16 protein-coding genes and 1 pseudogene are annotated in these 17,779 nt (G+C 69.2%); 16 read left to right on the forward strand and 1 reads right to left on the reverse strand.

Annotated elements, in window-relative coordinates; translation table 11 throughout:
• Positions 1-275: 275 nt before the first annotated feature.
• Positions 276-1,001, forward strand: a complete 726-nt coding sequence (locus AC0KTA_RS39890) for a hypothetical protein (RefSeq protein WP_481056848.1) — start codon at positions 276-278, stop codon at positions 999-1,001.
• Positions 1,002-1,028: 27 nt separating this feature from the next.
• Here AC0KTA_RS39890 and AC0KTA_RS39895 read toward each other — a convergent pair whose 3' ends face one another.
• Complete coding sequence (locus AC0KTA_RS39895; protein WP_481056849.1) at positions 1,029-1,334, reverse strand: hypothetical protein; 306 nt, start codon at positions 1,332-1,334, stop codon at positions 1,029-1,031.
• A 617-nt stretch (positions 1,335-1,951) separates the two neighbouring features.
• Here AC0KTA_RS39895 and AC0KTA_RS39900 point away from each other — a divergent pair.
• The 15 genes and pseudogenes from AC0KTA_RS39900 to zapE form a co-directional block, all read left to right on the forward strand.
• Positions 1,952-2,542: a hypothetical protein gene (locus AC0KTA_RS39900; RefSeq protein WP_481056850.1), complete on the forward strand. Its 591-nt coding sequence runs from the start codon at positions 1,952-1,954 to the stop codon at positions 2,540-2,542.
• A gap of 224 nt (positions 2,543-2,766) precedes the next feature.
• Entirely contained in the window at positions 2,767-3,432 is a 666-nt protein-coding gene (locus AC0KTA_RS39905; RefSeq protein WP_481056851.1) for an ATP/GTP-binding protein, read from the forward strand.
• A 26-nt stretch (positions 3,433-3,458) separates the two neighbouring features.
• Positions 3,459-4,139: an SAF domain-containing protein gene (locus AC0KTA_RS39910; RefSeq protein WP_481056852.1), complete on the forward strand. Its 681-nt coding sequence runs from the start codon at positions 3,459-3,461 to the stop codon at positions 4,137-4,139.
• Between the two features lie 2 nt (positions 4,140-4,141).
• Entirely contained in the window at positions 4,142-5,062 is a 921-nt protein-coding gene (locus tag AC0KTA_RS39915; protein ID WP_481056853.1) for a hypothetical protein, read from the forward strand.
• A gap of 52 nt (positions 5,063-5,114) precedes the next feature.
• Positions 5,115-6,587, forward strand: a complete 1,473-nt coding sequence (locus AC0KTA_RS39920) for a TadA family conjugal transfer-associated ATPase (RefSeq protein ID WP_481056854.1) — start codon at positions 5,115-5,117, stop codon at positions 6,585-6,587.
• The gene (locus tag AC0KTA_RS39925) at positions 6,584-7,567 is read left to right on the forward strand and encodes a type II secretion system F family protein (RefSeq protein ID WP_481056855.1); all 984 of its coding nucleotides are present in this window, start codon (positions 6,584-6,586) and stop codon (positions 7,565-7,567) included. Before AC0KTA_RS39920 ends, AC0KTA_RS39925 begins: the two co-directional genes overlap by 4 nt.
• Positions 7,564-8,463 carry a hypothetical protein gene (locus AC0KTA_RS39930; protein ID WP_481056856.1) on the forward strand — a complete coding sequence of 300 codons (900 nt, stop codon included), beginning with the start codon at positions 7,564-7,566 and terminating at the stop codon, positions 8,461-8,463. Before AC0KTA_RS39925 ends, AC0KTA_RS39930 begins: the two co-directional genes overlap by 4 nt.
• 40 nt (positions 8,464-8,503) lie before the next feature.
• Positions 8,504-8,725, forward strand: a complete 222-nt coding sequence (locus AC0KTA_RS39935; RefSeq protein WP_481056857.1) for a hypothetical protein — start codon at positions 8,504-8,506, stop codon at positions 8,723-8,725.
• Positions 8,722-9,135 carry a TadE/TadG family type IV pilus assembly protein gene (locus AC0KTA_RS39940; protein WP_481056858.1) on the forward strand — a complete coding sequence of 138 codons (414 nt, stop codon included), beginning with the start codon at positions 8,722-8,724 and terminating at the stop codon, positions 9,133-9,135. The genes AC0KTA_RS39935 and AC0KTA_RS39940 overlap by 4 nt, the downstream gene beginning before the upstream one ends.
• A 146-nt stretch (positions 9,136-9,281) precedes the next feature.
• Positions 9,282-9,665 carry a hypothetical protein gene (locus tag AC0KTA_RS39945; protein WP_481056950.1) on the forward strand — a complete coding sequence of 128 codons (384 nt, stop codon included), beginning with the start codon at positions 9,282-9,284 and terminating at the stop codon, positions 9,663-9,665.
• Positions 9,666-9,757: 92 nt separating this feature from the next.
• Positions 9,758-10,147, forward strand: coding sequence for a pilus assembly protein TadG-related protein (locus AC0KTA_RS39950; protein ID WP_481056859.1), 390 nt, complete (start codon positions 9,758-9,760; stop codon positions 10,145-10,147).
• Between the two features lies 1 nt (position 10,148).
• Positions 10,149-13,673 carry a LysM peptidoglycan-binding domain-containing protein gene (locus AC0KTA_RS39955; RefSeq protein WP_481056860.1) on the forward strand — a complete coding sequence of 1,175 codons (3,525 nt, stop codon included), beginning with the start codon at positions 10,149-10,151 and terminating at the stop codon, positions 13,671-13,673.
• An 824-nt stretch (positions 13,674-14,497) separates the two neighbouring features.
• Positions 14,498-14,620 (forward strand): hypothetical protein, encoded by a 123-nt coding sequence (locus AC0KTA_RS39960; RefSeq protein WP_481056861.1) that lies wholly within the window; start codon positions 14,498-14,500, stop codon positions 14,618-14,620.
• 357 nt (positions 14,621-14,977) lie between these two features.
• Complete coding sequence (locus AC0KTA_RS39965; RefSeq protein WP_481056862.1) at positions 14,978-16,336, forward strand: helix-turn-helix domain-containing protein; 1,359 nt, start codon at positions 14,978-14,980, stop codon at positions 16,334-16,336.
• A gap of 302 nt (positions 16,337-16,638) precedes the next feature.
• Positions 16,639-17,136 (forward strand): annotated as a pseudogene (gene zapE, locus AC0KTA_RS39970) (AFG1/ZapE family ATPase); the annotation flags it as partial.
• Between the last annotated feature and the right edge of the window lie 643 nt (positions 17,137-17,779).

Raw genomic sequence — 17,779 nt, forward strand, 5'->3', positions numbered from 1 at the left:
TGCGAGCGCTTCAGTGCCGCTGCCGTGCCCGTGCGCGACATCGTCAGCCCCAGCGGTCCCGCGCTGACCCAGTTTGCGTGCCCGGACTGCGCACCCCACGTCACCTCCGGTCCCCTCACCGCAGAGCTCCCGCCCCATCGGCAATGCCCCTACCGGCCCACCCCCATGCCCAGCCACCCGCGGCGCACATGCCTCAACCGCAGGAAGGACCAGCCCCATTGAAGCCCTCCACGCGGGAGCCCAAGCACTCCCACTGGGAACTGATCGGCGCCCCCATGACCCCGCAAGAAGCCTTCCGAATCCCGATCCACGGGCGCGTCACCCACGAACTCAACAACCACCACGACGTACAACTCGCCGTCGCCCCAAGGCTCTTACGCCCCATACTCTATGACCTCGCGACCACCGGACTGTGGGAGCGCCACACTACCCGTGGGCACTACCGACTCACCGACGGCCAATGCCACACCTTCCTCTGGAACAACACGGGCACCATCGTCCAGCACTACAAGGCAGGCCACCCCGACGACCAATGCCCCAAGCTCACTGAACACCCGCACGAAACCCGCGCGTGGCTCCCCCACTTCGACAACCGCCCGCCCCTCCCTCCGTCCGGCACACCGCACGGATGGCGTGGCATCCTCCGCCGCGCCACCAGTCTCCCCATCGCCTTCCTGCCACCCGCCATCGCCTTCTACGGTCGCCACCACTTCGGCCACCAGAGCATCGACGCCGCCAACTTCGCCCATACCGTCCACACCATGGCCGACGAAGCCCTGACGGTGTACGACAGCTGGCAGCAGACTCCCGGCCACCACTTCGTACGCGACAGTGCCGGCCTTATATGGAGCATCACCACCGTCCCGAGCAGCGACAGCGCGAAGCCCGCGGTAACCGGCATCTACCTGCCCCGCGGAACGCCCGCCGACCGGCCCACCGAGCAGCGCGCCCACCGCTCTCCCAACTCCTCCACGCTCGCCTCACGACAGCGTCGCCCATAGCGGCTAAGCACGCCGCTCCGGGCCTCATTAGCCGGGGCCACCTCCACACAACGCAATCAACATCGCATGGGCCAGTTCCACCGTGTCTGGGTCAACACTGGCACGGCGCGAGAACTCCAGCACGTCCGCCAGCCCCATTGCGTCTGATGAAAAGAGCAGGTCGGTCACGACGGCCGGGACCAGGTCATGTTCGGGGCGGTGGTAGCTGCTACCACCGCCCCGGACGCGGTTTCGTGACCAGTCCGTCACCGTGGTTGGGGTCCAGTGGTCGGCATATTGGTCGGGGCCGGTGGATTGGCTGTACCAATCCACCAACTCAGCCCTGGAGATCACCCATGCCCCCTCCGCATCGTCTGGCGCATCTCGGCCTGCCTGCTGTCAACTGCCGGTCAGCCTCCAGCACCCTGGGCGAGGCACCCACACCTGTTGGGCCACACCAGTGATCGCGCTGCCCTTACGTCCTGTTGCAGCAGACGCCCCGGGCGGCGGGCTGTCGTAGAGAACCTCGCAAAGCATGGCTCTGAGAGGGTGTGGGGCCCGCCGAACAGCGAGCCCTCATGCCAGATCACGCCATGGCCAGACACTCATCTGCGATTCATGACGATGTCAGGCGCGGTAGTAGGTAGAGGTGCGAGCGTTCGCCTTTGCAGTCCCATCTCACCTTCAAGCAAGACTCATTGGGCGCAAGGCGGGACAACTTGTCGACAACAGTGACCTGTTGTGACCAGATGCGGACCATTTATTGGACGGCACACGCGTGGAAAGTGTGGGCTGTGGGCGCCATGCGTCGTAGTCTTGCCGTCACACAAACGAATCACCGCAGCTCGAACCGCCGTATGTTCCCCCGCGGCACTTTGCTCCAGGTCCGGGAGACGACGGCACAGCATCACGCCGCCCTCGGAGGCCCAGTGACACGAGCACCTAGCCAGCAGGCATATACCGGCATTCGCATGAGGAAAACGAGCCGTGCGACCGCCGTCGTCGTCACCCTCTGCACCACAGCTGTGCTCACCGCCTGCAGCGACAGCGGCAATGACGACACCGACAACGCCGGCAAGACCTCCCCCTCCCCCACCAAGTCGCCCACGGCGCCCGAGACCAGCCCGAGCACCGACCCGCTAGCCAAGGACAAGAAGGCTGTCCTCACGGTCTACGAGCGGATGTGGGAGGAGCAGGTCAAGGCCTACGGAAAGACCGAGATCAAGGACACCGATCTGGAGAAGTACTCCACCAAGGAAGCACTCGGCGACGCGATGGGCGACCTCTTGGCCATGAAACAGGCGGGCACCGCGACCAAGGGCGCGCCCAGCCACGACGCCGAAGTCCTCGACGTGAATCTGGACCGGAAAGTGCCCACAGCCCGGATCCGCGACTGCCTGGACATTTCCAAGTGGCAGACGATCGAGCGAAAGACCGGCAAAGTCCAGCCGTTCCCGTCCAAACAGCGGCTGCGCTACCAGACCACAGTCAACGCAGAGCGATGGGGGAAGGACCGGTGGATGATCACCAAGGTCACGCCTCACGGCAATCGTGCCTGCTGAAACCCTTACCGCAGTCCCTGGCCATTGTTGCCGCCGTCCTGGTGAGCACACTGCCTGGGGTCGCTCGGGCCGATGACGGGCCTGTGGTGGGCGGTGGGTGTAAGGGCACATCGAAGTTCGTCACCGTGTGCCGCCAGGCTCCGGGAAGCGGCGGCGGTGTGCGGAATCATGGTCCTCGCCCAGGTGGCAAGGGGAAGAACAAGGCCAGCAAGCCGCGACCGGCAGTGTGCGCCGTCAAGCGGCTGAATCCACAGCCGCCCGCAAGCGACCCGCTGTGGAAGGGGCGCAAGCCGGGCGATGGCGCGATTTACACCCGGGTCTGTCTGGACGACGCGCTGGGCGCGGCCGCTGGAGCCCTGGCCGGTGCGGCGCCGCAGACGTTCTGGGCGGCCGAGGCCCCTGCGGTGGATGTCGATCCGGAGCAGTTGGCCCGGGAAGCGGTCGACAAGATGCTGCTGACGGGACCGGATATCGCGAGCCCGCGGGCGGCTGGCCGGTACACGGTTGGGGTGCCGATGTGGATGTGGGTGACCCCCTCCCCCACCACGTTCGGGCCGAACACGGCGTCGGCGTCGCTGGCGGGGGTGACGGTGTCAGCGACGGCGAAGGTGTCCTCGATCCGCTGGTCGATGGGTGACGGCGAGACGGTGACCTGCACCGGCGCAGGCACGAAGTACAAGGCCTCCTACGGCATGGCGAAGTCCCCGACCTGCGGCCACTTCTACCGGACGTCGTCGAAGGAGAAGCCGGGCGGCCGCTTCAAGGGCACTGCGGTGGCGACCTGGGCGGTGGAGTGGCAGGTCACCGGGGGCGGCGAGTCGGGTGAGTTCACCGAGGTGCGCGAGAGCGGCTTCTCGGTGTCCGTGGGCGAGATGAGAGTCCTCGACTAAGGCGGGTGGCAGGCGTGTTGAAGAGCGTGAGCAGGAGCAAGTCGTCGCCGGTGCCCGCGCCGCCTGGCGGGGAGGTGATGCGTCCGGAGGTCGACATCGTCGATCCGCAGCCACCGCGCCGGCGCCGTCGGTCGTTCATGGCGCTCGGCGCGGTCATGGTGCTGGCCGGGGCGATCGGATTCGCGGGGCTGATGAGCGCTTCCAGTGAGCGCACCGACGTGCTGGCGCTGGCCCGGGATGTGCCGTCGGGCAAGAAGCTCGCGGCCGGTGATCTGCGGGTGGTCTCGCTGCCCGAGGACCCGGGTCTCAGGCCGGTGGCGGCGGCGAAGAAGGACGCCGTGGTCGGCCGCCGGGCAGCGGCCGCCCTGGCGCAGGGATCGCTGCTGACCGAGGGGCAGTTGGCCGGCCGGGGCGGGCTGCGGCCCGGCGAGGCGCTGGTCGCTGTCGAGGTCAAGCGCGGCATGGCGCCGGTGGACGCGCTGCGCCCGGGCGATGCCGTCCATCTGGTGACCCGCCCGCAGGACGGTGAGGTGAGCGGCAAGCAGCCGGAGCTGTCGGAGGTGCAGGGGCGGGTCGTCAAGGTCGGTGCTCCGTCCAGCAGCGGTGACGTCGTGGTCCAGACGGCGGTCGCGGAGACCGACGGCGGCCCGGTGGCGGCCGATGCGAGCGCGGGCCGGGTGGCGATCGTGTTGAAGAGCAGGGGCTGATCATGTCCGTGATGCTGCTCACCGGCGGACATGCCTGTGGGGTCACCGTGTCCTCGCTGGCGCTGGCACTGTCCGGGCCGCGCCCGTCGCTGCTGGTGGAGGCGGCCGCCCGGCAGGCATCGATCCGCACCGGATACCGGCAGGGCGCCTGGGGCGGGGAGGTCGGGCTGTACCACCTGGCGCAGGCCCAGCTGCAGCATCAGCTCGCCGAGGCGTTCGCGGCGCATCTGCGGCGCCTGGACAAACGCGGTGACCGGCTGCTGTTGCCGGGCCTGACCGATCCCACCCAGGCCGCAGCGCTGACCGGGACATGGGAGCCGCTGTCGCGGCTGCTGCAGGCGATGGACCAGCAGGCCGGCTTCGACGTCGTCGTCGATGCCGGGCAGGTCGTCGTCGAGGGCGGCGTACTCTCCCGCGCCCTGTTCCCGGCCGTCCTGGCCCACCGGGCGGACGTCGTCCTGCTGGTCCTGCGCAACTCCCTGGCGTCGGTGGCCCAGACGCTGCCAGTGGCGCGGGTGCTGCAGAGTGAGCTGGAGCGGCACGGCAGCGGCGCGGACGCGCTGCGCCTTCTGGTGGTCCAGGAACTGCCCGCGGCCGCAGGCGGGTTGCGGTCGGATGCGATCGCGCGCCGGTTCAACATTCCGGTGGTGGACCTGCTGCCGTGGGATCCGGCCGCCGGGTTGCTGTTCACGCACGGTGCGCAGCGCCCGCCGCGGTTGGCGAAACTCGCCCTGCTCAAGCAGGCCCGCAAAACCGCGCAGGCCATCGGGGTGGAGGTCAACACCCGCCGCCGCGTGCTGGACATGCCCGCGGCGCCAGCCATGTCTCCGGACGAGGCAGCGATGGTGCAGCGGGTGGCCGCAAGCCGCCTCCCGGCTCCCCCGGCGCAGCCAGACCCGCGGCAGGTGATGGCGCGTGGCTAACCAGCACGGGGGCAGGAGGAGTTCGCAGCTGCTGGACGTCTTGCGGGCCTCCGTGAACCAGCAGCCCGCCCCGCCCGCAGCGGGTATCCCGGCCCAGGGCGGGGCGGGGCATAGTGCGCCGGCGGCGTTGGCGTCGCCAGCGTCGGTGGAGATCACCGACCGGTCGGGGGCGCTGCCGGCGACGCCGCAGGACATCGCGCAGTTACGCGATGAGGTCAGTGACGACATCGTCGCCGCCGACGACCAGGAGCCGCTGCCCAACGAGAGCGCCCGCCGCGAGCGGGCCCGCTCCCTGGTCGCGGTGCGCGTCTCGCGGTGGGCAGTGGAACATTCGCGGCGCAATACGGCTCTGAAGCAGGCGCAGGTCGACGCCCTGACGCAGGCCGTCTACGACGCTGTGTTCCATGCCGGGCCACTGCAGAAGTACCTGGATGACCCGCTGGTGGAGAACATCGTCGTCCTCGGTGGCGACGTCCAGGTCGACTACGTCAACAAGGCCACCCAGAAGGTGCCGCCGGTCGCCGAGAGCGATGAGGAACTTATCGCTCTGATCAACCGGCTGGCGTCCAACTCCGGGCACCGGGAGCGGCGGCTGTCGACGTCCTCGCCCATGGTGTCCTTCCGCCTTCCCGACGGCTCGCGGGCCGAGGCCACTATCCTCAGCCCGCAGCCGTTTTTGGGCGTGCGCCGCCACGGCGTGGTGGACTCCACCCTGGAACAGCTGCAGGAGTGGGGCAGCCTGTCCCCCGCCCTGTCGGCGTTCCTGCACGCGCTGGTCCTGGCCCGCAAGAACGTGCTGTTCGGCGGGGACATGGGCACCGGGAAAACATCGCTGCTGCGCGCGCTGGCCAAGAAGATCCCGGCGCAGGAGCGGGTCGTGGTCCTGGAATCGGACCGCGAGCTGCACCTAAGCCGCTACAAGGAGGGCGCCCAGTTCATCGAGCTCGAGGCCCGCGAGTCCAACGGCGAACGCGGCGCCGACGGCCGTCCGGTCGGGCAGGTGACGGTGGAGGACATGTTCCCGCACGCTCTGCGGATGCTGTCCACGCGTGTGCTGGTCGGTGAGGTCCGCGACCGCGAGGCGATCGCGATGCTGCAGGCCATGAGCGCCGGCGGCGCGGGGTCAATGTGCACGCTGCATGCCGCCTACCCCAACCTCGTCCTGCCCCGCCTGGTCACCTTGTGCCGGGGCATGCACCGCGATGACGTCCATGAACTCGTCGGCACCGCCATCAACTTCATCGTCTACCTCAAGCAGGTCAACGAGACCCGGATCGGTGGCCGTCGGCACCGGTACGTCCATCAGGTCCTGGAGGTCCAGCCCGGCGAGGGCGGCCGCCCTGCCATTCAGGAGATCTTCGGCCCGGCCGGCTCCGACCAGCGCGCGGTCCCGAAGCTGGTGCCCTCCTGCATCGGCGAGCTGGAGGAGCTATCCGGTTTCGACCGGCGCTGGCTGACTGTGCCGCAGTACGGGGCCTGGCCCGCGCCGCTGGATCTGGTCGGCCGGAAGGCGGGTGCGGCGTGAGCAGTGATCAGTGGAGTCTGCTGGCCGCGCTGTGCGGCGCGCTGATCGTCGGCGGACTGCTGGTGGTCGTACGCGGCTTCGCGCCGGTGCCGGTGGGAGCGGCGGAGCGGCCGCCGTCGCGGTGGGGGTTGCGCTGGCAGGCGGCCAAGGCTTCGCTGCCCGAGGCGTGGGCGCGCCGCTACCGCCTCATCGTCATCGCGGCCGGCGCCGCCACGGTGGGCGGGTGGCTGTACTGGGCGCGGCCGGTGCACGGGCTGCTGGCTGGGGTGGCGGTGCTGGGGGTTCCGTGGATCTGGAATCCGGCGGGGACCAGCGAGCGGCAGATCGTTCGCCTGGAGGCGCTGGCGGAGTGGATGCAGCAGCTCGCCGGGGTGCACGAGTCCGGCGGCACCCTGGACAGCGCGATCACCACCTCCGCGACCCGGGCCCCGCAGGTGATCCGCCCGCAAGTGCGGTTGCTCGCCGCAAGGTTGCGGGTGGGCGCCACCCCGTCTATCGCGTACCGGCAGTTCGCCGATGAATTTGCCGACGGGGCGGTCGACAACGCGGTGATGTTGTTCCTCACCCACGCCCAGGAGCACGGGCCCGGTCTGAGCCGGGCCCTGCAGTCCATGGCCTCCCTGACCGAGCAGGAAGCGATCCAGTTGCGCACGGTGGATGCCAAGCGCAGCCAGGTCCGCACCGGCACCCGCTGGGTGTCGGTCATCACCCTGCTGATCGCCGCGTACATCTTCACCAACCCCTCCTGGGGCGAGATCTACCGCACCGCCGCCGGGCAGGGCGTGATGTTCGTCCTCGGTACGGTCTTCGCCGCGGCGCTGGTGTGGATGCGCACACTCGCCCAGTCCCATCCCGCCCCGCGCCTGCTGGCTCCGCTGCCCACCATTGCCCCGCGCGGCGCTGCAACGTCCCCCGGCACAGAGGGGCAGCGCAGGGGCTCGGCTTCGAAGAAGCGGAAGTTGAAGGGGGCTGCGCTGTGATCTCGCCCGGAGTACTCGTGTGCGGGGCGCTCGTCGGCGGCGGGCTGTTCCTCCTCGTGCAGGAGTTCTGGCCGGCCCGCCCGGACATGAACGCCGTCCTGGACCGGCTGGAGAACACCCATACCCCCGGCCACCCCACTGCTGCCGCCCAACACGGCGGGCAGCAGGGTTCTGTGTGGGAGCGGGCCGGGGAGCAGATCCTGGCCGCGCATGGTCACCGGCTGAGCGTGCCGCGCGCGGATCTGGAGCTGCTGGGCAAGTCGGTTGCCCGCCACGTCGGCACCAAGGTGATCGGCACGGTGCTGGCGCTGGTGATGGTGCAGGTCGGTGGGCTGCTGCTGGCCCTGGTGGGGTTTGGCATGTCGTTGGCGCTGCCGCTGCTGGGCTCGCTGGTGTTCGCCGCCTACATCTGGATCGACGCGGATGCCGATGTGCGGCGCAAGGCCAAGAAGGCACGCCTGGAAGTGCGCTATGCGATCGCTTCGTTCCTGGAGCGCGCGCAGCTCGAGCGCGGGGCGAACGTCGGCGTCGAAGCGGCGGTGCAGCGCACCGCCGAGGTCGGCGACCACTGGATCCTCACCCGCATCAGCGCGGCCCTCAAACGGGCCGAGCTCGCCGGTATCCCGCAGTGGGAGGCCCTCAAGCTGCTTGGGGAGCAGCTCGACATCCCTGAACTGGCCGCCCCTGCAGAGAGTTTCTCACTGGCCGGTGAGGGCGCTTCGATCCAGAAGACGCTGGCCACGCAGGCGCTTTTGTTGCGCCAGCGGCTGCTCACCGACCGCGAGGCCGAGGCGAACTCGGCCTCCGAGCGGCTGGTGGTGCCCGGCACGGTCCTGTTCACGGTGGTGCTGGCGATGTTCGCCTATCCGGCTTTCAGCGCGCTGACCTCGATCTGACCACTCGCTCGTACGGCGCCTCACCAAGGAGAAAGGGATCATGAAGTTCAGCAGATTCGACAAGGCCGTCATCCGGGTGCGGACGTTCGCGCTGGTGCACTTCGAGCGGATGACGGGCCCACGCCGCGACGCGGGCCTGGACACCCTCGAAAAGCTCATCACGGGCGCGGTAGTGCTTGGCATCGCCGTCGCCTTCGGCACCGTCCTCAGGCCCATTTCGACGACGTTGATGGACCGCTTCAAGTCCGCCGTCGGGCAGTGAGATCCCGCTTGCGCCGGTGGTGGCGTGTGCGCCTGGAGGCCGCACGCGGGGTGCGCGGGCAGGCGGGGATCTCCACGCTGGAGTTCCTCCTCTTGGCCCCGGCCCTGCTGATCATCTCGTGCATCGTCCTGCAACTGGGGGTGTTCTTCTTGGCCAGCACCGCCGCCCACACTGCGGCCCGCAAGGGCGCCCAGGCCGGCGCCGCCTACCACGCCAGTGCCGGCCAGGGAGCGGCGCGCGCCGAGTCCTGGCTCAGCCAGGTCGGTGTCGTACGCCAGGCGCGGGTCAGCACGGCCGGTTCCACGGGTGAGCGGGTGCGGGTCACGGTGACGGGCCAGGTCATGAGCTTCCTGCCGTGGGAACTGCGCGTCGAGCGCAGCGCCGAGGACACCGTGGAGCAGAACCAGTGATCAGGGCATGGAGTGCAACAGGGCTGCTGTGGAGGCAGATAGCGAGCCGGGTGAGCGCCCGCGCCAGGCCGGAGTCACCGGAGTCACGGGCTGCGCGGTGCCTGGATGACCGGGGCACGTACACCCTGGAGGCTCTGCTGTGCTTGGTGGTGTTGGTGCCGTTCCTGGGCATCCTGGCCGCCTACGGGCTGGCCGGGCTCGGCGATTCGACCGCGGCGAACGCGGCAGCCGCGGCGGCGCGGGCGGCCAGCGAGTCCGACGACCCCGCCACCGCTCAGTCCCGCGCCCGTCAGGCCGCACTGACGTCTCTGGGGCAGGCGCAGCGCACCTGCAGCAGTTCCGATATCCAGGTCGACACCAGTCGTTTCCCCAGCCAGCCGGGGCAGGCCGGGAGCGTCTCGGTCCGTGTGAACTGCACCCTTGCGCTGGAGCAGTTGGCCGTTCCGGGGCTGCCGGGATCCAAGACGCTCACGGCAACGCGGCGCAGCTCAGTGGACCGCTACGTCGCGCGCGGCGAGGGGCGGGGCTGATGCGGAGCAGCTCCACCAGGTGGGCCCGGACCTGCGGGATGCGTCGTTGGTGTGCCGACTGCGCGCGCGGGTGTGCTGGTGACGGCGGGTCGGTGACGTTGTACTTCATCGGCTTCGCGTTCGTCATGCTCCTTCTGCTGGCCGTGCTGGTGGACGGCGGGCGCCTGATGATGGCCGATGCCGATGCCGACGATATCGCTGCCGAAGCCGCCCGCGCCGCCGGGCAGGAAGTCAACGCTCCCGATGCCATCACCGGTGAAGGCACCCGCGCCGACCCGCACAGGGCCGTCGCGGCCGCTCAGGCCTTCCTTGCCGACGCCGGGGTGAAGGGGTCGGTGCGCGTGGCCGAGGACGGCCAGAGGGTCACCATCACCGTCCACGACACCTATGCCCCACTGCTGCTGGGCGGGTTCGGCTACTCCCGTATGTCAGTGACCGCGACCGCCGACGTCACCCTCGAACGCACCGACCCCGGAGGCTGACATGCCGCACTCCTTGCCCGGTCTCCCGGCCCTTGCCCTGCGTCTGCTGCGCGCCGCGGGCAGCCTCGCCGCCCTGGCCGTGCTGCTGGCCGGGGTGCCGTGGATCCTGGCCATCGCGGGCACCCTGCCCCGCGGCGTACCCAGCGGCCCGGACATCGCTGACACCTTGATGTCGCGCGACGACGGCGGGCACGTGCTGTTCACCGTGCTCACTGTGCTGGCCTGGGCTCTCTGGGGCTGGTTTGCTCTGGGGGTCTTGGCGGAGCTCCCGCAGCGGCTGCGCCGTCGCCCGGCCCGCCGCCGGCGGCCGTTGGGCGCGCCGCAACGTCTGGCCGGATTCCTGCTGGGCGGCCTGCTGGTGCTGCCCGCCCAGGCCGCCGTCGCCGCCCCGGCCCCGGCCCTCGCCGCCAGCGCCCCGCTCCAACCCGCCACCGACGACGACAGCTGCAGCGGGGAGCACACCGTCATCCCCCGGGCCGGCACCGATGCACCGGGCAAGCCGGACCAGCATGGGGCGCCGACGGGGCCGGTGCATGTGGTGGGTGAGACTGGCGAGACGGTGTGGGACCTGGCCGTGGAGTACCTCGGCTCGGGTCTGCGGGCCGACGAGATCCGCGCCCTCAACCCCGACCTGCCCCAGACCGCCTTGCTGCCCCCAGGCCAGGAGGTCCGGCTGCCGGCCGACGCACGCACCACATCCTCGCCCGCCACGGCTCCCCCTCAACTCCCGGCCCAGCCAGACCGTGCCGAGGTACAGCTCGCTGCCAGCGAACGGCCGCTCGCCGAGAGCACGGGGCACGCAGGCGGCGACGACCGGACGCATACGGTCACGGCCGGCGAGTCGCTGTCCAGCATCGCCGAGGACGAGACCGGCAATGCCGCGAACTGGCCGCGCCTGTACGAGGCAAGCAAGGACCGGGCCCAGCCCGCGGGCGCACCTTCGCTCAAGGACCCGGACGTCATCTTCCCGGGCCAGAAGATCACCATTCCCGCGAATACCATCACGCCGCCGAGCCCGCCGGGTGAACGCGGCGGCCAGCACGAGGAGTCCCGCACGCCCGGCAAGGACCGGCACGAGCAGGAGGGCGCACAGCAGGACGGGCGGAAGGACAACGCCGCGCCACCGAAGGACAAGCCCTCCGCCCCGGCGACACCCGGCCCCAAGGAGAGCAGGCCCACCTCCCCGGACAGTCCTGAGCGCGAACCGGCGCCGCCCGCACCTGAGACGCCGGCCCCCTCCGCCTCGGCGCCCGGTGATGAGGAGTCCGCGGGCTCGTCCTCCTCGGCGTTCGTGAACGCCCGCACGGCGGGAGTGCTCGTGTCGCTGGCCGCCGCGGTGACACTGGCGCTGTCGATCCGACGCATCCTGCAGCGCCGCCGCGCCAAGCCGGGCCAGCTCATCGCCATGCCGGACGAACCCTCCCCGACCGAGGCCCAGTTGGCGCAGGCCGCCCAGGCCCCCGAAGCAGACGGCATCCGCCGCCTGGACCTCGCCCTGCGCGCACTCGCCCGCCACACCGACCAGGACGATCGCGAACTGCCCGAGCTGCGGGGCGCGCGGATCACCACGACCAGTGTGGAGGTCCTGCCCGCGGACCTCACCGCGGCGCCGCTGGCACCGTTCACCAACGGCGAGGGCTGCTGGTGGACGCTGGACAACACCGCCGAACTGCCCGGCGAAGCCGCCCAGATGGGCGCCCCGTATCCGGGGCTGGTCACGATCGGCTCCGACACATCCGGCAACCTCGTGCTGCTCAACCTGCCGCACAGCGGCGTCATCCTGCTCAACGGTGACCGCGAGCCGCGCGAGGAGATCCTCACCTCACTCGCCCTGGAACTGGGGATGAGCCCGTGGGCCGAGGACGTCGAAGTCGTGGTGGCCAGCTTCGGTGACGGACTCAACCACCTGCTGCCCACCGCGCGGATCGCGCACATGGAACGCGGCGCCCACGCCGCACAGGACTTCGCCGAGCGGCTGCTGGAAGCCCACCAGGAACACGACGCCGACCTGCAGCGGACCCCCTACCTGATCCTGTGCGCGGCCGAGCTCGATGCCGACAGCGCCTGGACCATCGCGGAGACCTTCAGCCGCACCACCGGCCTGATGAAGGCCGCGATCATCGCGCCGGCCCCGCACGCGGGTCTGCTGTTCGATGCGAGCGAACTCCTCAATGCCGCCGACCGAGGGCCGCAGCGCATCGACGCCCTGGCGGCCGACGTCGTCCTGCAGCGCCTGAGCCGCCAGGTGTTCGAGGAGATCACCGCGGCGCTGGCCGTGTCGGGCAAGGACCCGCAGCCCGCCGAGGGCGCCTGGCGGCATGTGCCTTCCGAGGCGCAGTCCGTGTACGCAGCACACCGCACCGCCGCCCGCACAGTTCCCGGTGCGGAGGGCGGCGCAGGGCACGAGCAACGGCCAGCGCCCACCACCGCGAAGGACGCCGAAGCCGACGATCTCGCCGTCGACCTGGACAAGCGCACCACGGCAGCCAGGCCTGGGGCAGCCGCCACGGACGCAGCCGATCTCGGAGTGTTTCCCGCGCTGCTGGCCGCCTCCCCCGAACCTGCCGCCGTCATCACCCAGCCAGCCGCGGCCGCCCGACCCATCGACGCGGCGGCCGCACACGACCAGCAGATCCCACCCAGCACCACCGAAACTCCTTCGGCAGCGCCGGATTCGGCGAGCGGGGCGGTGCCCGTCACCGGCATGACGTTGCCCACCCGTGACGCCTCCCCACCGGACACTCCTACCGCCGCCCCGGGCACCACTGCGGCAACAGACCCGGAGGTCCCGCTCATCCGGCTGCTGGGGCCGGTCACCATCTCCGGTGCCGCCGCGTCCAAGCATGGCCCCCGCGAGGCCCAACTTGCCGCCCTGCTGCACCTCAAGCCCGGCCGCGACGCGGACACCCTGTGTACGGACATGGACCCCTCCCACCCCTGGACCCCCGCCACCCTCAACGCCCGGCTGGGAGGCCTGCGCCGCAGCCTGGGCAACGACGCCGACGGCAAGCCCTATGTACCGCGCCGGGCCGTGAAGTCCGACCCGTTCTTGCTCTCCGAGAAGATCTGCTGCGACTGGCACCTTTTCCAACAGAGTGTCGAGGAAGCCCTTCCCCACGGCCCTGCCGGGCTCGCCCAGCTCGAAGCGGCCCTCAACCAGGTGCGAGGCAGGCCCTTCGGCACGCAGCCGCTGCCCTGGAGCGAGCCCCTGCAGCAGGAGATGACTATGCGTATCATCAGCATCGCGCACACCGTCGCCACCCACCGTCTCCAGCCCGGCCCGCACCGCCATCTCACCCTCGCCCGGCGCGCGATCGCCACCGGACTCGAGGCCGACGACACCGCGGAACTGCTGTTCCGCGACTGGTTCCGCATCGAGGCAGCAGCCGACAACCGCAGCGGACTCAACGCCGCGATCGCCCGCCTGGAGCAGATCAATCGCTCCCTGGCACTACCCATTGAGCCAGGGACCGAGGGCCTGATCCGCGAGCTCCTGGACAAGACCAGCACCACGCGTCACCTGTGACAAGCAGAGCAGCCGTGTCTTGCCTGCTCAAGGGCCGGGCCCTGCCCGAGCTCTGGTGCCAACAAGCCCGCAATATCGACGGCGGTGCCAAGTAGGAAGTAAATCTGGTGCCGTCGACTACCGTGCTCAACGCGAGGCAGAGTACTCCGGCAGGCGGCTTGCCGCCGTCGTTGCCGAAGAGCCAGGGCCGCCTTCCGCCGGGCCCTGACTGTGCCAGCAGCCCCAGAGCTCGACCAGCAGCCTCGCCCCCTGCACAGAACGCAGGGAAGTCTCTTCGACGACGGCCATACGGACTGATTGCCCTCGCCTTCTGTCAGCCGGGCCTGCGCTGTCACAGAAACTGCGACACCAGCAGTGCTCCGGACGTCTGGACTCCGGATAAGCCACCCCTGATTCGGAGTCCAGGTCCACGGCGGTGGCCCCGACCCTGGGGGCCACGAAACAGCGGATGGCGGCAGCGACGAACAACTCGTTGCAGTGCCGGACAGAATGCACGTGCATGACGAGTGGACCAGACCAATTTCGGCACCAGCGTCCCGAATCCGTTCTCCGTTCAACCTTGCCCGTTCCTGGTCGCACACGTGACCTGCACAAACGACTCAACGTGCATTACTCAAAGGGCAAGTTCGGGTGTTCTCCTTTGCGACGCCGCTTCCCTACTTGTCCCAACGCGCCTTCATCCAGGGCGGGTTCGCAACCGGCTGGATGCCTGATGGGCCAGAGGTGCATGTGGGACCCGGTAGAGTTTGAACGCACCTCCTTTCCAGCGGCGGCCGGTTGGTCTCCGGCCGGGGCCGACCGCTCCGGGAAGGGAGGTGATGCGAGTGGAAGCCACTCCGCCCACGGGCGGGGAGAAACGCGGCCGGAAGATCGTCAAACGAATCCTCGGCTGGCTCACCCTGAAGGCCCTCTGGGCCCTCATCCAGAGCCACGTCGAGGGGCCGTAAACGGCGAAGGTCCCCTGCTGGAACAGGGGACCCTTCTGGAGCCGTAGCTCCCACCAGCAGGCCTCGTGCCCCTCGAAGGCATGACGAACCAGGGGGGTACGGGGCCGCTTTCGCTACGTGCGGATGTCCAACTCCCAAGCCTGACAGGCCGCTTGGATGACTCTTATAACTTGCCCTCCGCGTCCCACAACTTCGCGCACTTTCACTGTCGCGGCCAGCACTTTGGCCACTGAACAGAGAATACATGCAGGTCAGCGCGCTGTAAGGACACTGTTAGTACCCGCCTAGTGTAATCAGAGATTGCCTCTAAACTGTACCTTTGGTAGTTCCGGTGGCCAGTTGGACGATGGGGGCACCATGGCGCGAGGACTCGCAGACTTCAACCCCTCAGCACTGTGGCTGTTGAGGGCCAAGCAGCGCTTGCCTGACGGCAGCAGTCTCACTGCCGAGCGCCTGGCGGCCATGGTGGGTGCGACGAAGGCACAGATCCTTGCCTATGAGAACGGCCAGCGCGTCCCCGATCCTCCGCGCATCAAGGCATTGGCCGACGCACTGGGCGCCACCCCCATGGATCTGATGGACGTCCGGCAGTCGAAGTTCTGGGAGGTTTCCGACTTGCGTCGGGCCACCGGCCATCGAGCGCAGGACGTCGCAGAGCAACTAGGCATCTCACTGAAGACCTACCGGCGCTTTGAGCAACAGGGCATCGTTCCGGCCCGGCGCGCGCGATTCCTCGACGACACCGCCGAGTCCTTGGGGGTGCCGTTGGGCGACCTGGAACGAGCGATCAGTCGGATCCCAGCAGTGCGGGCCCGGCGGAAACGGGCTGCGGAGCTAGTCGAAATGCTCGCTGAGCGCTACGTCGCACGGCCCGGGACATGGAACGGGCCCAGCGCTGAGGACCCGGACCTGCTTGAACTCGCGGCACTGTACGGCCGGCCTCCGCAGAGGACACGGCGTGTCCTCTCACACGAACTGGGCAGTCTGCGCGAGTGGAAACTGCGGGTAGAGCGTGAGCGTGCGGTTGCGGCCTACGGTCCGGACCCAGCCCGTCAAGAACGGGCAGCTAGGGGAATCCGGCTATGGTCCCAGTCGTATGACCGCGCGCTCTACGCGATACCCCAGCGACTGGAGCTGTTCCACCGCAGTGCCCAGCCATCCGACGCCTGGCAGGTCATGGTCGACCTGCACGACGCCAAGGCCACACCCGAGGGTTCCTTGTTGGTGCCGTCCAAGCTGTTGACGAAGCCCGACACTCTTGAACTACTGCCCCCCTCGCTGGTCGAACGGTGGAAGATCTTGAACGTCGAGGTCGCCCGGCTCACCGAGGCAGGCCTGGGGCATGTACGCCGTTTTGGCGAGCTCTACGCAGCTCTCTATCCCGGTATCCGCCCTCCAAGTACTGCAGCACGCCCTGGCAACCGCGACCGCTACCTGGCCGACCACGTTGTGCAGTTCCCGCTGCCCAAGCGCCTGGAGCGGCTGGCAATCCCGCCGCGAATCTGGACCCAACTGGTCCGCGACGTCGAAGCCCGGGGCATCGTCGACGTAGAATTCGCGCCCGATTTCATACTCAAGATCGGAATCAGCCGCAACCGGACACCCACCATCCTGGGACCGGACGAGACCCCGCATAACGATCAGCTCTTGTTCGACCTGCCCGACGACAAGCAGGTACTGCCTCGCCAGCGAAGCCGAACGCAGGTGATCAAATAGAACAACCGGAGGGGATTTCGGCCTCGGCGAGCACGCCCGTGCGCGGAACGAAGCCGGGCCGACTGGCCGGGCCCTACGGTCGCGATGACCTCCTCGTCGCTGGCATCGAGGCCACTCGTCTGCCGCCCGGTCGTGGTACGGCTCAGGGGAATTCATACGGAGACAGGCCCCGCGCGTTGGGCGGGACCTGCTGGTTGTGGCGCTCGTACACGGTGTGCAGACGGTGGCCGAAGGCCGTCAGCACGCCGACCACCGCCGCCGTCAGCGTGGCAGCCGCGCTCGGACGGAGGAAGCAGGCCTCCGCCGCCCAGATCCGTGACCTCGCGGCCCCGCGGTGGCTCCAGCCGGGCGAGTCCGTCATTTTGTTCGGACCCGTCGGCATCGGGAAGACACACGTCGCCCAGGCCCTCGGCCACCAGGCCGTCCGTCAGGGCGCCAACGTCCGCTTCGCCAAAACGAGCCGGATCCTCGGCGAGCTCGCCGGCGGCCACGCCGACCGCACCTGGGACAAGCGTATGCGCGACCTCATCCGCGCCGACCTGCTCATCCTCGACGACTTCGCGATGCGCCAGCCGTCTGCGTCCCAGGCCGACGACCTCTACAAACTGGTTTCGGAGAGGCAAGGACGGTCCTTGATCATTACCAGCAACAGGGCGCCCAGCGACTGGTATCCACTGTTCCCGAACCCGGTCGTCGCCGAGTCTCTGCTGGACCGGATGATCAACGCAAGCCATCAGGTCATCATGAACGGCCCCAGCTACCGGCCCAACAAGCGGCCGAAAAGGCCCCCGATCAAGTAACCGGTTCTCGGCGGGGCACAGACGGAAGTCCGCGACCAGGCGAGTTGAACGCCTGGCAGGGGCCGCTTCTCAAGCTGGTGGAGATCAGACCCCCTGCACCCTCTCGGGGAAGCAGTCGGCGCACACCGCTGTCCTTCTCCGAGAGGGTGGTCACGGCGCACACTGCGCTTCTGCCCTGGGACGTGGATGCCATCGTCGGGGCCGTCGCTGCAAGACAGGCGCTGGAATTCGTGCTCGGCGCGGCCTACGGCCCGGTGCACCACCCGCTCCTCCGAACGGGGGTCTGCGGGCCTCACACGCTCACTGATGATCCACATGCTTGACTCCTTCTGTCGCCTCAGACGACAGCGAGTTTCGTCGGTGCACCTCGGCCCAGTGGGTGGGGAATTTCCCCGACAACCCCCCGGAAAATCGCCGTCGTCGACAGCAGACGAGCGACAACTGCTCGCGGACAGCTACCACGCGCTGGTCGACGATCTCGACGAGGTCGTCGACGTTGAGGCTGGTCTCCCGCGAGACTCTCCTCCAATCCCAGCATGATGCCGCCATCCACGATCTCGAAACGGTTCTCGATGTCGAGGCTGGGCTCCGCCGGGTCCTTGGATCACCGTCAGACGTCGACACCTGAGGGCCCCAGTCAGCA

The organism is Streptomyces sp. Y309 (assembly GCF_056712025.1).

What these genes read in the sequence shown, in the direction of transcription:
- AC0KTA_RS39890 (WP_481056848.1), top strand. Translation starts at nt 276, where the DNA reads ATGACCCCGCAAGAAGCCTTCCGAATCCCGATCCACGGGCGCGTCACC.
- AC0KTA_RS39900 (WP_481056850.1), top strand. Translation starts at nt 1,952, where the DNA reads ATGAGGAAAACGAGCCGTGCGACCGCCGTCGTCGTCACCCTCTGCACC.
- AC0KTA_RS39915 (WP_481056853.1), top strand. Translation starts at nt 4,142, where the DNA reads ATGTCCGTGATGCTGCTCACCGGCGGACATGCCTGTGGGGTCACCGTG.
- AC0KTA_RS39935 (WP_481056857.1), top strand. Translation starts at nt 8,504, where the DNA reads ATGAAGTTCAGCAGATTCGACAAGGCCGTCATCCGGGTGCGGACGTTC.
- AC0KTA_RS39955 (WP_481056860.1), top strand. Translation starts at nt 10,149, where the DNA reads ATGCCGCACTCCTTGCCCGGTCTCCCGGCCCTTGCCCTGCGTCTGCTG.
- AC0KTA_RS39965 (WP_481056862.1), top strand. Translation starts at nt 14,978, where the DNA reads ATGGCGCGAGGACTCGCAGACTTCAACCCCTCAGCACTGTGGCTGTTG.